Origin of the sequence: Pseudomonas sp. R5(2019) (assembly GCF_009905435.1) — a bacterium.
Taxonomy (GTDB): Bacteria; Pseudomonadota; Gammaproteobacteria; order Pseudomonadales; family Pseudomonadaceae; genus Aquipseudomonas.
On sequence record NZ_JAAAMT010000023.1, the window covers coordinates 38,713 to 52,559 of the forward strand.

Here is a 13,847-nt window from a genome sequence, read left to right on the forward strand (position 1 = left end):
GCTCCCTTAAACCAGAATCAGATTGTCGCGATGAACCAGCTCGGGCTCTGCAATGTAGCCCAGCAAGCCCTCGATAGCCTCAGACGATTGACCGATGATCTTCTGCGCTTCCAACGCGCTGTAGTTGGCCAAGCCACGCGCCACTTCCATGCCATCCGGCGCCACACAGACCACCATTTCGCCACGACGAAAGCTGCCCTGAACAACTTTGACACCCACCGGCAGCAAGCTCTTGCCACCCGAGCGCAAGGCCTGGACAGCGCCCGCATCCAGCACCAGGGTGCCACGGGTCTGCAGATGCCCGGCCAGCCATTGCTTGCGCGCTGCCAGCATGCCGCGCTCTGGCGACAGCAATGTACCGAGGCGCTCGCCTGCCTTGAGCCGATCCAGTACGCGCTCGATACGCCCACCCACGATGATCGTGTGAGCACCCGAGCGCGCCGCCAGGCGCGCGGCACGCAACTTGGTCTGCATGCCACCGCGACCCAGCGCACCGCCCGTGCCGCCCGCCACCGCATCCAGCGACGGATCATCGGCGCGCGCTTCGTAAATCAGCTGGGCATCGGGGTTGTTGCGCGGGTCGGCGTCGAACATGCCGTCGCGGTCGGTCAGGATCACCAGCAGGTCAGCCTCGACCAGATTGGCCACCAGCGCCGCCAGGGTATCGTTGTCGCCGAAGCGGATTTCGTCGGTGACGACGGTGTCGTTTTCGTTGATGACCGGTATCACACCCAGCTCGACCAGGGTGCGCAAGGTGCTGCGCGCATTCAGATAGCGCTTGCGGTCAGACAGGTCGTCATGGGTCAGCAGAATCTGTGCCGTGTGCCGGCCATGCTCGGCAAAGCTCGACTCCCAGGCCTGCACCAGACCCATCTGGCCAATCGAGGCCGCCGCCTGCAACTCGTTCATGGCACTCGGTCGCTTGACCCAGCCCAAACGGCTCATACCGGCCGCCACCGCCCCGGAGGACACCAGCACCAGCTCGACGCCCGCCTCATGCAGCGCCACCATTTGCTCGACCCAGACGCCCATTGCGGCGCGATCCAGACCCTTGCCATCAGCCGTCAGCAGGGCACTGCCGATTTTCACGACCCAGCGCTGCGCACCCGTCACCTTGTCCCGCATCGTCTTCCAACCTATGCCTGCGAGTGACGCGAGCCGGCGCCACCCGTGAAATTGATTCGTAGATACCAAAACGCCGCTTTAAAAAAGCGGCGTTTAGTGTACTGCAATGAATCAGTCGCGCACGTAAATGATTTCCGGACCGTCTTCAGCGTCCTCTTCATCCCAATCGTCATCGTCACCGATGTCGTGCACGCTCTTGACGCCGCTGCGGCGCAGGGCACGCTGGTCATCCAAGGCCTGCAGCTGGGCACGCGCTTCATCTTCGATACGCTGATCCAGGTCGGCCAGCTCTTCGGCGTAGGCCGGGTCATTGGCCAGACGGTCGGCGCGGTCTTCCAGGTAGCGCATGATGTCGCGGCTCAGGCGCTCAGTCCCTTCCTTGGCGATGGCCGAGATCACGTAGACCGGGCCTTCCCACTCAAGGCGATCCACCACTTCCTTGACGCGCGCTTCGTGCTCTTCTTCAAGCAGGGTGTCGCACTTGTTCAGCACCAGCCAGCGATCACGCTCGGCCAGCGACGGGCTGAACTTGACCAGCTCATTGACGATCACCTCGGCGGCGTCGGCAGCACTGCTTTCGTCGATGGGCGCCATGTCCACGAGGTGCAGCAGCAGACGCGTACGCGCCAGGTGCTTGAGGAAGCGAATCCCCAGGCCAGCGCCGTCCGAAGCCCCTTCGATCAGGCCCGGAATGTCGGCAACGACGAAGCTTTTCCAGCGATCGACACTGACCACGCCCAGGTTCGGCACCAGCGTGGTGAACGGGTAGTCGGCGACTTTCGGCTTGGCCGCCGAAACCGAACGAATAAAGGTACTTTTACCGGCGTTCGGCAAGCCCAGCAGACCGACATCCGCCAGCACTTTCATTTCCAGCTTCAGGTCGCGCTGCTCGCCCGGCTTGCCCGGCGTGGTCTGGCGCGGCGCACGGTTGGTACTGGACTTGAATCGGGTGTTGCCCAGACCGTGCCAGCCACCCTGCACCACCATCAGTTTCTGCCCCGGCTTGACCAGGTCTCCGATGATTTCCTGAGTGCTGGCGTCGATCACCGTGGTACCGACCGGAACGCGCAGGAACAGATCCTCACCCTTGGCGCCGGTGCAATCGGTACTGCCACCGTTGGAGCCGCGCTGAGCATCGAAATGCCGGGTGTAACGGTAGTCGACCAGGGTGTTCAGGTTCTCGTCGGCGACCATGTAGATCGAGCCGCCATCACCACCGTCACCACCATTGGGACCACCATTTTCAATGAATTTTTCCCGCCGAAAGCTCATGCAGCCATTGCCGCCATCACCGGCTTTCACCCGGATCGAAACTTCATCTACAAACTTCATAAAAAACGCCTCTCGCCACACGGACGAGCCGAAAAACACAAAGACATAAGGCTCTTGCAAAAATGAGCGCCGCAGCCCCAATCAACGACCGTAACAACCAGCGCCGGCAGCTCTGACAAACAGCTTTGCAAGAGACTCACCCCACAAACGAAAAAGCCCCGTCGTGAGACAGGGCTTCTCCAGCGATCGCGCGATTAAGCCGCGACAACGCTCACGTAACGACGACCGAAGGCGCCTTTTACTTCAAACTTGATCACGCCTTCGATTTTAGCGAAGAGAGTGTGATCTTTACCCATGCCAACGCCGTAGCCAGCGTGGAATTGGGTGCCGCGCTGACGCACGATGATGTTGCCGGCCTTGATGACCTGGCCGCCATACATCTTCACGCCAAGGCGTTTGGCTTCTGAGTCGCGACCGTTACGGGTACTACCACCAGCTTTTTTGTGTGCCATGAGTTCAATTCTCCTAGTGAGGAATTAGGCTGAAATTAAGCCTGAATACCGGTGATTTTGATCTCGGTGTACCACTGGCGGTGGCCCATACGCTTCATGTGGTGCTTACGACGACGGAACTTGATGATGCGGACTTTATCGTGACGACCCTGGGAGATCACTTCAGCCACAACGGTAGCGCCAGCAACAACTGGAGCGCCGATATTCACGTCGTCACCGTTGGCGACCAACAGAACGCGATCAAAGGTAATGGATTCGCCGGTAGCGACTTCCAGTTTTTCGATCTTCAGGTATTCACCTGGGGCGACCTTGTATTGCTTGCCGCCAGTAACGATTACTGCATAAGACATGGTATTTCTCCGATAATCCTGCTCACCCAGCTCTTTATAAGTAGAGTAGTCGGCTGGCATGGCTGCACAGGGCTGGAAAGGCCCGCATGCAATTGCGTAAGGCAGGTGCTGCCCAGGAAGTTAGGGTGCGCGATTGTACGCAAGCGCCTGGCAGCTTGCAAGTGCAGGCCCAATGCCGCAGGCGCTCGCCTTGACAGGCTCTGGCCTGAGACCTAGCATGCCGCGCAACCTATCTGGAGCAACTGTCGCTGATGCAACCCCAAGCTTTCTACCGCGCGGTGGCGGACGATTTTAGCGCCGTTGACGAGATCATCAAGAAGCAACTGACGTCGCGCGTACCGTTGGTGTCGAAAATCGGCGATTACATCACCTCGGCCGGCGGCAAGCGCCTGCGCCCGTTGCTGGTGCTGTTGTGCGGCAAGGCCCTGGGGCGCGAAGGCGACCAGCTGCGCCTGCTCGCCGCCACCATCGAGTTCCTGCACACCGCTACCCTGCTGCATGACGACGTGGTCGACATGTCCGGCATGCGCCGTGGCCGCGCCACTTCCAATGCCCTGTGGGGCAACGCGCCGAGCGTGCTGGTGGGCGATTTCCTGTATTCGCGCTCGTTCGAGATGATGGTTGAACTGGGCTCCATGCCGGTGATGCAGATCCTCTCCAAGGCCACCCGCGTGATCGCCGAAGGTGAAGTGCTGCAGCTGTCGAAGATTCGCGACGCCAGCACCACGGAAGAGGTCTACATGGACGTCATTCGCGGCAAGACCGCGATGCTGTTCGAAGCCTCGACCCACAGTGCCGCCGCCCTGGCCGAGGCCACGCCCGAACAGATCGAAGCGCTGCGCACCTTTGGCGACCACCTGGGCGTGGCCTTCCAGCTGGTCGACGACCTGCTGGACTACAAGGGCGATGCCGAAACCCTGGGCAAGAACGTCGGTGACGACCTGGCCGAAGGCAAGCCGACCCTGCCGTTGATCTACACCATGCGTGAAGGTACGCCGGAGCAGGCTGCGCTGGTTCGCCAGGCCATCCAGAAAGGCGGCATCGAAGACCTCGAGAGCATCCGCGCCGCCGTCGAAGCCGCCGGCGCGCTGGAGTACACCGCCCAGTTGGCCCGTGAGTATGTCGCCCGCGCCATTGCCTGCCTGGAAGTGCTGCCTGCCAACGAGTACCGGGATGCGCTGGTCGAGTTGAGCGAGTTCGCGGTCGCCCGCACGCACTGATACCCCCGGCCCATCGCTCGATGGGCCCTACCCTGCGACGTGCAAAACCCTATACAATGTGGGCTTTATTTCTGCACGTCCCGAGGAACCTTAGTGAGCACTTTGCCTCCCTGCCCTGAATGCAATTCCGAATTCACCTACGAAGACGGCAGCCAGCTGATCTGCCCGGAATGCGCCCACGAGTGGTCGGCCACGGCTGAAGCCGAGACCGAGACCGACGCGGTGAAGAAGGATTCGGTGGGCAATGTCCTGCAGGATGGCGATACCGTCACCGTGATCAAGGACCTCAAGGTCAAAGGCTCCTCACTGGTGGTCAAGGTCGGCACCAAGGTCAAGAACATCCGCCTGTGCGATGGCGACCACGACATCGATTGCAAGATCGACGGCATCGGCGCGATGAAGCTCAAGTCCGAGTTTGTCCGCAAGGTGTAAGCCTTCCGAGGTGGCCTTCGCGCAACCTCACCTCCCCGCTTTACACGAAACTTTCAAATCGTCTCTTGCTATTCAGATAATAAGAATTATTCTCATTAAGTGTTTTCAAGGAGACTAATCATGACTTATCTGATCGACGCCTGGCTGGACCGGCCACACCCTTACCTTCGTATTCTGCATCGCGAGACCGGCGAGGTCTGTGCCGTGCTGGAAGAGGAAGCGCTTGACGAACTGCGGGATCAGGGTGACCTGGATATCGATGGGCTGAACTCCAGCGAGCCGGTGGTGCTCAAGGAGTTGGTGCGCAATCTGTTTCTGTTCTGCTATGCCCGGGCGTTGCGCCCGACCAGCGAGTTGCGGTGTTGAACAGGTAAAAGCATCGCAGCGGTGCGGCGATCCGACAAGCCTTGCTCCTACGTAGGAGCAAGGCTTGCCTGCGATGGGTCACACACGAATCTTACAGAACGTCGAGCAGCTCAACGTCGAATACCAGCGTGCTGTGCGGCGGGATGCTGCCAACGCCCTGAGCGCCGTAAGCCAGCTCGCTCGGAACGTACAGGCGCCATTTGCTGCCGGCGTTCATCAGTTGCAGGGCTTCGGTCCAGCCAGCGATCACGCCGCCGACCGGGAATTCTGCAGGCTGACCGCGCTCGTAGGAGCTGTCGAAGACAGTCCCGTCGATCAGGGTGCCATGGTAGTGGGTGCGAACGCTGTCTTCAGCGGTCGGCTTGGCGCCTTCACCTGCGGTCAGTACTTCGAACTGCAGGCCGGACGCCAGGGTGGTGATGCCTTCGCGCTTGGCGTTTTCAGCCAGGAACTCACGACCGGCGCCAGCAGCGACTTCAGCCTTGGCTGCAGCTTCTGCCTGCATGATCTCACGAATGACTTTGAAGCTGGCCGACAGCGCTTCTTCGCTGACGCGGCTGGCCTGGCCATTGAACGCGTCGGTCAGGCCGGCCAGGATGGCTTCCAGGCTGACACCCGGTGGCGGGTTGTCGCGCAGCTGGCCGCCCAGTTGGCGACCGATGCCGTAGCTGACGCGGGTTTCGTCGGTAGACAGGTTGATTTCGGACATTGTCTCGCTCCGCTGCAGGGCGCACGTGAACCGCGCCCTTTATGAAAAGGGCGAGCAGCCTAGCACACTGCGGCAAAGCAGATCAGCACCCGGGGCTAACGGCGGGAAATCGGCAGCTTCAGGTCTTCCTCATTGGCGCTGCTCATTCCGCACATCTCATCCTGTATCGACCAGTGCACAAGATTGAGCGGTAAATCCGGAACCCGCTGCAACCAGGCGCGCGCCTCGATGACCGAATGCACACGCACACGCTGACCCTTGGCATCCGACAGCGGATGAGCACGGCCATGGACGCGCGCTTCAATCAGGTAGTCTCCGCCTTCAATGGCGATCAGGTTGAGCTCCTCGACATGGCCAGCCTTGGCCTGTGTGTTCAGATCGTGCAGGTTCATTGCAACACCTCACTACTGGGACATTCGAGTGGTCTGTTTATTTTTCGTACAGCCCCGTGCAAAGCACAAGGCAAAAACGCAACCGCCCGTCCGTTTTGCAATGGACGGGCGGCGGGTGTAGCGCCAGAGCAACAGTGATCAGTGCTTGGTCAGCTTGTCCAGGTAACCCATGGCGAAGGCCGAGATCACGAAGGTCATGTGAATGATCACGTACCACATCAAATATTGAGTCTCGATGTTGCGAGCATCCATGAACACCCGCAGCAGGTGGATCGAGGAAATAGCCACGATGGACGCAGCCACTTTCATCTTCAGGGATGAAGAGTCCATCTTGCCGAGCCAGCTCAGCTTTTCCGAACCTTCGTCGATGTCCAGTTGCGAAACGAAGTTCTCGTAACCGGAGATCATCACCATCACCAGCAGGCCACCGACCAGCGCCATGTCGATCAGCGACAGCAGCACCAGGATCAAGTCGGCCTCGCCCAGAGCGAAGACGTTAGGCAAGACATGGAAGACTTCCTGGAAGAATTTCAGAGCCAGCGCCAGCAATCCCAGGGACAAACCGAAGTAGATAGGCGCGAGTAACCAGCGCGAGGCATACATCGCATTTTCAATAAAGCGTTCCATTGGATCTCACTGATGGCCGGAAAAAACGTGCGCGAGTATACCAGCCACCCATGACAGAAAAAGCCTTGAGCGTGCGTCAAACGGTCCACCCGGTGGCGGTCAGCTTTCCGGATGAAACTGGAAATCACCCAAATGCCGCGAGCGTTCGCCGTTGATACGGCGCAGTTGCGCTTGCAGGTGCAGGCACCAGATCTGTGGCCCTTCGCTGACCTGATATCCGTGCAGGGTCAGACTGTCGACGATGGCGGCGAGCACCGACTCGGCGACGAAGGGGCCGTGAAAGGGGCCTTGGGCTTTGATGGCGGATGGCTGCTCACCGGCCATGCCGGCCGCGAACAGCAGGGTCCACAGACCGTTATCGCCCGACAACGGGCGAATGGTGCATTCGATGCGGGTGACCAGACCCAGGCATTGGCGTGTAAGGCTGAGGGTGCGCGGCATGGCGACGATCCTCGGTGAAACGATTGTTCAGCCTTGCGGTGAAGGCTGTTTCGATCCTGTGACCTGTGGCTGTCCCTGACCTGAGGATAGAAGAAATCCAGCGATCGCAACGTTTTTGCGAAGCGAAGGGCGCCGAGCGGTCATGCCACCGTCGTCCTCCTGAACCAATGCTGGCCTTGTAACCCTGTGGGAGCGGATTTATCCGCGAATAGTTGTCACCGTTAGTGTCAGGCACACCGCGATGACCTATTCGCGGATAAATCCGCTCCCACAGGTAAACATCAGGTTGGCTTGATCTCGGCCAGGGCCCGTTCGGCGTGCTCGCGCTCAGCCTCCTTGAGGTCCTCCTCGCTGATCATTTCGGCGATCACCCGCAGGCGTTCCACCACCCGCGCGTTGACGCTGCCTTCCGGGAACTGCCCCTGCTCATCCGGCGCACCGGCAGGTTCGCCCACCAGCAAGCTCAGGGCCTCGTCGGCCTGGCGCACTGCGTACACATGGAACTGACCGTTACGTACCGCCTGCAACACACGCTCATCGAGCATCAGCGTGGCCACGTTGGCGTGCGGGATGATCGCGCCCTGCTCACCGGTCAGGCCGCGGGCTTCGCACAAGCGGAAAAAGCCTTCGATCTTCTCGTTGACCCCGCCCACCGCCTGCACTTCACCGAACTGGTTGATGGAGCCGGTGATGGCAAAGCACTGCTTGAGCGGTGTTTTCGACAGGGCCGAGATCAAGGTGCAAACCTCGCCCAGCGACGCGCTGTCACCGTCCACGTAACCGTAGGATTGCTCCAGAGCGATGCTCGCGGAAATCGCCAGCGGGAATTCCTGGGCATAGCGACTGCCCAGGTAACCGGTCAGGATCATCACGCCCTTGGAGTGAATCGGCTGGCCGAGGTTGACCTCACGCTCGATGTCGACGATACCGCTGCCGCCCGGGTAGACCGTGGCGGAAATCCGCGCCGGTATACCGAACGCCGAATCGCCCACCTCCAGCACGGTCAGGCCGTTGCACTTGCCTACCGCCGCGCCTTCCGTGTCGATCAGGATGATGCCGGCGAGCATGTCATCGAGAATCCGCGCCGAGACTCGCCCGGTGCGGGTGGCCTTGGCCTTGAGGGCGCGCTCGATGTGACCGGCGTCCGTCATCTCATCGTTGGCCAGGTGACGAATGAAATCCGCTTCACTGACCAGCTGGAACAGATCACCGATTCGCGCCGACAGGCGCCCCTGGTGCTCTGCCAGACGTGCGCTGTAGGTCGCCAGGCGGGCCACCGCATCCACGGTCAGCGGCGCCATGCCTTCCTCGCAGGTGCGGGTCTTGAGCAGCTGGGCGAACTGCTCCAGGCTCTCGTCGACCATCGGGATGTCTTCGTCGAAGTCCACCAGCACCCGGAACATCTCCTGGAAGTCCGGATCATGGTCCTGCAAGGCGTAGTACAGCTGCCGCGCACCGATGATCACCAGCTTGATCTGCAGCGGAATCATCTGCGGGTTGAGGGTCACGGTCGCCAGGCGGCCGAATTCGCCCAGCGGCGATTCCATTTTCAGCTTGCGCGATTGCAGGGCGCGCTTGAGCGCATCCCAGACAAACGGCTCGCTGAGCATTTTCTCGGCTTCCAGTATCAGGAAGCCACCGTTGGCCCGGTGCAACGCACCCGGGCGCAGTTGCCGGTATGTGGTGTACAGCGCACCCTGGTCGGTGCTGTATTCGATCCGACCGAACAGGTTGTCGTAGGTCGGGTGCGGCTCGAACACCACCGGGGCACCGCCGCTGACGTGATGACCGACCACCAGGCTCGGTGCGTACTGCTCTTCGAACAGTTTGCGGGCCTGGGCATCGGTCTTGCTGTCATCGACGACCTGCTCGACCACCGTGCGCAGCAGGTACACCTGCATGGCTTGCAGGTAGGCGCAGACAGCAGCGTTTTCGGCGTACTTTTCCGACAGCGGTGCGAGCAACGGCTGCAATGCCAGGGTGATGGTTTCTTCGTTGAGATGGCGCAGCTGGTTGTTCGACTCGCGCTTCCACTGCGGCAGGCTGGCCAGCTCCTCGTTGAGGCGCTCCTCCAGGGCCGAAATATCGTCGTGGAAACGGTCCCGGTCGGCTTCCGGCAATTGCGCGAACTCGGCCTCGTCCAGCGCCTTGCCGTCCATCATCGGGGTGAAGGCGACGTTGCTGCTGTCGCGGTAAAGAGCGACGTCCTTTTCCAGCGACAAACGCTCGATCACATCCAGCGCGCGGTCGTAGCGCTGATTGAAGGCACGGTCGATCGCGCTCTTTTTCTGCTGGTAGGAGGGGTGCTCGAACACTGCCGGGAAGGTCGCCAGCAGGTTGTCGATCAAGCCGTTGATGTCGTTGGTGAGTGCGCCGGCGCTGCCCGGTGGCAGCTCCAGGGCGCGGGGCTCGCGGGGCTCGTCGAAATTGTTGACGTAGACCCAGTCAGAAGGGGTTTTCAGGCGTTTGCCTTCGGCCTTCAGATAGCGTTTGACGAACGAGAAACGGCCAGTGCCAGGCTCTCCCATGACGAACACGTTGTAGCCGGGACGAGGCATGGCGACGCCGAATTGCAAGGCTTCGACAGCACGCTCCTGGCCGAGGACACCGCGAAAAGGCTCCAGATCATTGGTGGTGGTAAAAGCGAACTGTTCAGCGGAAAACGGACGGGTCAGCGCTTCAGGCGCAAGACGCAGGCTCGCAGCGACAGGATCGGGCATCGGGCATCCTTACTTCAGGCGGGACAGATGAAGGCATTCTGGCGCCGCACGCGAGCGGCTGGCAAGGCACTTGCGCTCCCCAGCGCTGCATATTCCGCATAAGCCGCGACTTTCAGACAATGTTTCGCAATTAATCACGCAGCCGCCAGATCGTGCCTAAACTCCAGGCTGTGCGGCCGGGCGCATAACCGGCCCGCCTGGCGCCTGCAGCCGCTGAGGCACCAGGTAACCCTGAACCTTGGTTTGCAAATCCAATAGAGAACAAAGCTATGAAACGGATTCTTCTGGGTACTCTGTTCACCGCGGTCTCGATAAACGCCATGGCCCAGGCGCCCGGCGGCCCGGACTGCGGTTGGGGCAACATGCTGTTTGAAGGCCAGCGTGGCACCCCGGCTCACTTCCTTGCATCCACCACCAACGGCACCTCCGGTAACGCCACATTTGGCATGACTTCGGGCACCAACGGTTGCTCGACCACTACGGCGCTGACCTACGGCGGTAAATCCTGGATTGCCATGAATGGCATGATGAATGAACTGTCCGAAGATATGGCCAAGGGCCAGGGCGAAGCGCTGACCACCTATGCCGTGATACTGGGTGTGGCGCCGGAAGACCGCGCGCATTTTGCCGCCGTCACCCACCAGCACTTCCAGGAAATTTTCAGCAGCGCCCAGGTGACTGCCGACGATGTCCACACCAATACCCTCGCCGTACTCAAAAGCGATCCACGTCTGGCCAAATACGCAACCCAGGCTTAAGCTCGGCCCACCCGCCCCTGCCGGGGCGGGTATTTTCAAGTGCCGACCGTGACGGATCACCCATCGACTTAGTTGCCTTTGTATGCTCAAACGCCTTGCCTACCTGGCGCTGATTGCCTGCGCCCCGCTGCATGCTGCTCCCCTTGTCGACAACGCGCGTTTACAGCAACTGGCCGACGATCCGTTCTGGATCGCCCTGGGTCATTACGAGACCGCCAGGCTCGGTGGCTGGCGCAGCCACGTGGATGATCCCAAGTTCTTCCTGTCTGCCGATGGCGGCCATCACCCCGGGGAAGAATTGGCCGCGACCCTCAAGGCCCTGTACGCCCCCGCCAGCCTGAAAGACAAACATGCCCAGTGCGTCTTTCCAGCCCGCACCCGCTGGTTGCGCGAGCAGATGCAGCTCAGTGATCTGCCCACCGTCGAGTGCCAGGAATATCAACAGTGGTTCAAGGATGTGGCCCCGCACAGCGCGGTGCTGATCTTTCCGGCAGCCTATCTGAACAGCCCGTCGTCGATGTTCGGGCACACGCTGTTGCGTATCGATCAGGCCGACGTGCAAAGCAACCAGACCGCCCTGCTCAGCTACGCGGTCAACTTCGGTGCCTACATCGAAGGTAACGACAACAGCATTCTCTACGCCTGGAAGGGCCTGATGGGAGGCTACCCCGGCCTGTTCGCCTTCGTGCCGTACCAGGAAAAACTCTCTGAATACCGCAGCCTGGAAAACCGCGACCTGTGGGAGTACCGGCTGAACCTTTCGCCGGAAGAAACCGGGCTCATGGTTGAACATATCTGGGAGTTGCGGCAGATCCGCTTCGACTACTACTTCTTCGATGAAAACTGCTCCTACCGCCTGCTCGAACTGCTGCAGGTCGCCCGCCCCGGGCTCGACCTGACTTCGCAGTTTCCCCTGACAGCCATCCCCACCGACACGGTCAAGGCGGTCAAACAGGCCGGGCTGGTCGAGCAGGTGCAGTACCGCCCCTCCCGCGAGCGTGAGCTACTGGCCCGTGCCGAACCGCTGAGCTTTGATGAACAGCAATGGGTACACCGCGTAGCTGCCGATACCACACAATTGCAGGCCAGTGCGTTCAACGCGCTGCCTACCGAACGCCGCGCGCTGATCCAGGACGCCGCTTATCGCCTTGAACGTTACCGCGCCAACGGCCAGGCGCGCGATGAGGCACGCAGCCAGCGCAGTTTCGAGTTGCTGCGCGCCATCAACCGCAACCCGCCGCCCCCGCTCGACATCGAAAAACCGGGCTTTCCCGAAGACGGCCATCAATCGCGCACCGGGCAGCTGGGCGTCGGTACCCGCGAAGACAAGGCCTTTGCCGAGTACGGCCTGCGCATGGCCTATCACGACCTCAACGACAACGTGTACGGCTTCCCGCTGGGCGCGCAGATCGAAATCCTCCAGCTCAAACTGCGCCAGTACGAGGACAACCGCTGGCAAGTGCAGCGCCTGGACCTGGCGACCATCCGCTCGCTGACCCCGCGCAATGAACTGCTTCAACCCTTGTCATGGCAGGTCACAGGCGGTCTTGAGCGTGTGCTGGGCAAGCATGAAGACGAGAATCTGGTCAGCCATGTCAATGGTGGCGCCGGTGGCACCTGGAAGCTCGGAGATGAAATGCTGGGTTTTGCCCTCGGCACCGTACGTATCGAGCACAACAACGATTTCGCCGAGTTCGTCGCCCCCGCCGCCGGCTTCAACACAGGTGTGCTGTGGCGCAACGGCCTGGGTAATTTAAGCGTCGAAGCCAAGGGCGACTATTTCACCAATGGCGAGATTCGTCGAAGCCTGAGCCTGAACCAGCAATGGGAGCTGTCTTCCAACCTGGGGCTGCGCCTGAGCGCGCAACGGGCCTTCAGCCAGCTCTCGTCGCCACAGAACGAAGTGATGCTGGAACTGAAGTGGTACCACTACTGAACACTTTCATCACACCGTATTGACGATTCACTGACCAATACCGGCCTAGACTTCAGAGAGAGCGCCGGCTGTTCGGCGCGGGAGTCGAGCGATGTGGCAGTACGGGGCAGCGATAGCGTTTGTGGCGATTCTCACGGGCTGCCAGCCGGGTCATGCGCCCTTGCATGAAGAGGGCTACAACCAGGACTGGCAGAATTACTACGATCGTGTGCGCGACAAACGCAAAGAACGCGACGACCGGTGGCAGCGCGAAGTGGACCGCGATCGCGCTCGCATCTACCGCTCACGGTAGGTCGCTCTCAGACATTCGGTGCAACTTGATACCTGTCAGCATGGCCAAAAACTCCATGACTGGAGATATGCCATGAGCCGTGCATTCGTCAATGAAGATCAAGCCGCCGACCAGGTCATCCCGCCTGTTGAACGGCGCGTCAGCGAGCAGCCCAACTACGTCACGCCAGCAGGCCTGAGCCAGTTACAGGACAAGGTCGCCCTGCTGCAGGCGCAGCGCCGCGAGCAGCTCGATCAAGGCGAGGCGGGCGACAAACAGCGGGTGGCAGAACTGGAGCGTGATTTGCGCTACTTCAACGCCCGGCTGCAAAGCGCGCAGCTGGTGCCGATGGCAACGTCCAGTGAGAAAATCCAGATCGGCAGTGTGGTGACCTACGCCGACGAACACGGCGAAGAGCAGCGTGTTCAGCTTGTAGGAGAAGATCAGGCCGATGCCAGCAAGGGCCTGATCAACTGGGGCTCACCCCTGGGCCGCGCGCTGTTGGGCGCCCGGCCGGGTGATGAGGTGCAGTGGCGACGACCGGCGGGCGATCAGTTGATCGAAGTCATCGCCATCGAACCTCAAATCTAAAGGCTGGAGCCTACTGTAGGAGCCGGCTTTAGCCGCGATGGGTCGCGCAGCGGCCCCAATCGATGGGCCTGCTGCGCAGGCCTTCGCAGCTAAAGCCTGCTCCTGCAGGATTTGTTTCAGTCGAC

Annotated in this window: 16 protein-coding genes; 7 read left to right on the top strand and 9 right to left on the bottom strand. The window is 60.8% G+C overall.

The window, feature by feature from the left end:
* Window positions 1-6: 6 nt before the first annotated feature.
* The 4 genes from proB to rplU all read right to left on the bottom strand — a co-directional run bounded on the left by proB (window position 7) and on the right by rplU (window position 3,259).
* On the bottom strand, window positions 7-1,125 hold the full coding sequence (gene proB / locus GUY40_RS16170) for a glutamate 5-kinase (RefSeq protein WP_166569911.1): 1,119 nt from the start codon (window positions 1,123-1,125) through the stop codon (window positions 7-9).
* A 111-nt stretch (window positions 1,126-1,236) separates the two neighbouring features.
* The gene (gene cgtA / locus GUY40_RS16175) at window positions 1,237-2,457 is read right to left on the bottom strand and encodes an Obg family GTPase CgtA (RefSeq protein WP_166569912.1); all 1,221 of its coding nucleotides are present in this window, start codon (window positions 2,455-2,457) and stop codon (window positions 1,237-1,239) included.
* A 194-nt stretch (window positions 2,458-2,651) separates the two neighbouring features.
* Window positions 2,652-2,909 (bottom strand): 50S ribosomal protein L27, encoded by a 258-nt coding sequence (gene rpmA / locus GUY40_RS16180; RefSeq protein WP_003228360.1) that lies wholly within the window; start codon window positions 2,907-2,909, stop codon window positions 2,652-2,654.
* Between the two features lie 35 nt (window positions 2,910-2,944).
* Window positions 2,945-3,259, bottom strand: coding sequence for a 50S ribosomal protein L21 (rplU, locus tag GUY40_RS16185; protein WP_166569913.1), 315 nt, complete (start codon window positions 3,257-3,259; stop codon window positions 2,945-2,947).
* 251 nt (window positions 3,260-3,510) lie between these two features.
* Between rplU and GUY40_RS16190 the strand changes: the two genes are divergently transcribed.
* From GUY40_RS16190 to GUY40_RS16200, 3 genes are all read left to right on the top strand, one after another.
* Complete coding sequence (locus tag GUY40_RS16190; RefSeq protein ID WP_166569914.1) at window positions 3,511-4,479, top strand: polyprenyl synthetase family protein; 969 nt, start codon at window positions 3,511-3,513, stop codon at window positions 4,477-4,479.
* A 93-nt stretch (window positions 4,480-4,572) separates the two neighbouring features.
* Window positions 4,573-4,911, top strand: coding sequence for a zinc ribbon domain-containing protein YjdM (locus GUY40_RS16195; RefSeq protein ID WP_166569915.1), 339 nt, complete (start codon window positions 4,573-4,575; stop codon window positions 4,909-4,911).
* Window positions 4,912-5,031: 120 nt separating this feature from the next.
* On the top strand, window positions 5,032-5,277 hold the full coding sequence (locus GUY40_RS16200; protein ID WP_166569916.1) for a hypothetical protein: 246 nt from the start codon (window positions 5,032-5,034) through the stop codon (window positions 5,275-5,277).
* Between the two features lie 91 nt (window positions 5,278-5,368).
* Here the strand turns inward: GUY40_RS16200 and GUY40_RS16205 are convergent, their stop codons facing one another.
* The 5 genes from GUY40_RS16205 to GUY40_RS16225 all read right to left on the bottom strand — a co-directional run bounded on the left by GUY40_RS16205 (window position 5,369) and on the right by GUY40_RS16225 (window position 10,166).
* Window positions 5,369-5,986 carry an FKBP-type peptidyl-prolyl cis-trans isomerase gene (locus GUY40_RS16205; RefSeq protein WP_166569917.1) on the bottom strand — a complete coding sequence of 206 codons (618 nt, stop codon included), beginning with the start codon at window positions 5,984-5,986 and terminating at the stop codon, window positions 5,369-5,371.
* A 95-nt stretch (window positions 5,987-6,081) separates the two neighbouring features.
* Window positions 6,082-6,378 carry a DUF6482 family protein gene (locus tag GUY40_RS16210; protein ID WP_166569918.1) on the bottom strand — a complete coding sequence of 99 codons (297 nt, stop codon included), beginning with the start codon at window positions 6,376-6,378 and terminating at the stop codon, window positions 6,082-6,084.
* 138 nt (window positions 6,379-6,516) lie between these two features.
* Window positions 6,517-7,005, bottom strand: coding sequence for a TIGR00645 family protein (locus GUY40_RS16215; RefSeq protein WP_166569919.1), 489 nt, complete (start codon window positions 7,003-7,005; stop codon window positions 6,517-6,519).
* Window positions 7,006-7,104: 99 nt separating this feature from the next.
* Complete coding sequence (locus tag GUY40_RS16220; RefSeq protein WP_166569920.1) at window positions 7,105-7,446, bottom strand: hypothetical protein; 342 nt, start codon at window positions 7,444-7,446, stop codon at window positions 7,105-7,107.
* Between the two features lie 281 nt (window positions 7,447-7,727).
* Entirely contained in the window at window positions 7,728-10,166 is a 2,439-nt protein-coding gene (locus tag GUY40_RS16225) for a Lon protease family protein (protein WP_166569921.1), read from the bottom strand.
* Window positions 10,167-10,435: 269 nt separating this feature from the next.
* On the opposite strand from GUY40_RS16225, the gene GUY40_RS16230 reads away from it, so the two are divergent.
* The 4 genes from GUY40_RS16230 (at window position 10,436) to GUY40_RS16245 (ending at window position 13,722) form a co-directional block, all read left to right on the top strand.
* Complete coding sequence (locus tag GUY40_RS16230; protein WP_166569922.1) at window positions 10,436-10,924, top strand: DUF3015 domain-containing protein; 489 nt, start codon at window positions 10,436-10,438, stop codon at window positions 10,922-10,924.
* 82 nt (window positions 10,925-11,006) lie between these two features.
* The gene (locus GUY40_RS16235; protein ID WP_166569923.1) at window positions 11,007-12,860 is read left to right on the top strand and encodes a DUF4105 domain-containing protein; all 1,854 of its coding nucleotides are present in this window, start codon (window positions 11,007-11,009) and stop codon (window positions 12,858-12,860) included.
* A 91-nt stretch (window positions 12,861-12,951) separates the two neighbouring features.
* Window positions 12,952-13,152, top strand: a complete 201-nt coding sequence (locus GUY40_RS16240) for a hypothetical protein (protein WP_166569924.1) — start codon at window positions 12,952-12,954, stop codon at window positions 13,150-13,152.
* 72 nt (window positions 13,153-13,224) lie between these two features.
* Window positions 13,225-13,722, top strand: a complete 498-nt coding sequence (locus tag GUY40_RS16245) for a GreA/GreB family elongation factor (RefSeq protein WP_166569925.1) — start codon at window positions 13,225-13,227, stop codon at window positions 13,720-13,722.
* Window positions 13,723-13,847: the final 125 nt, after the last annotated feature.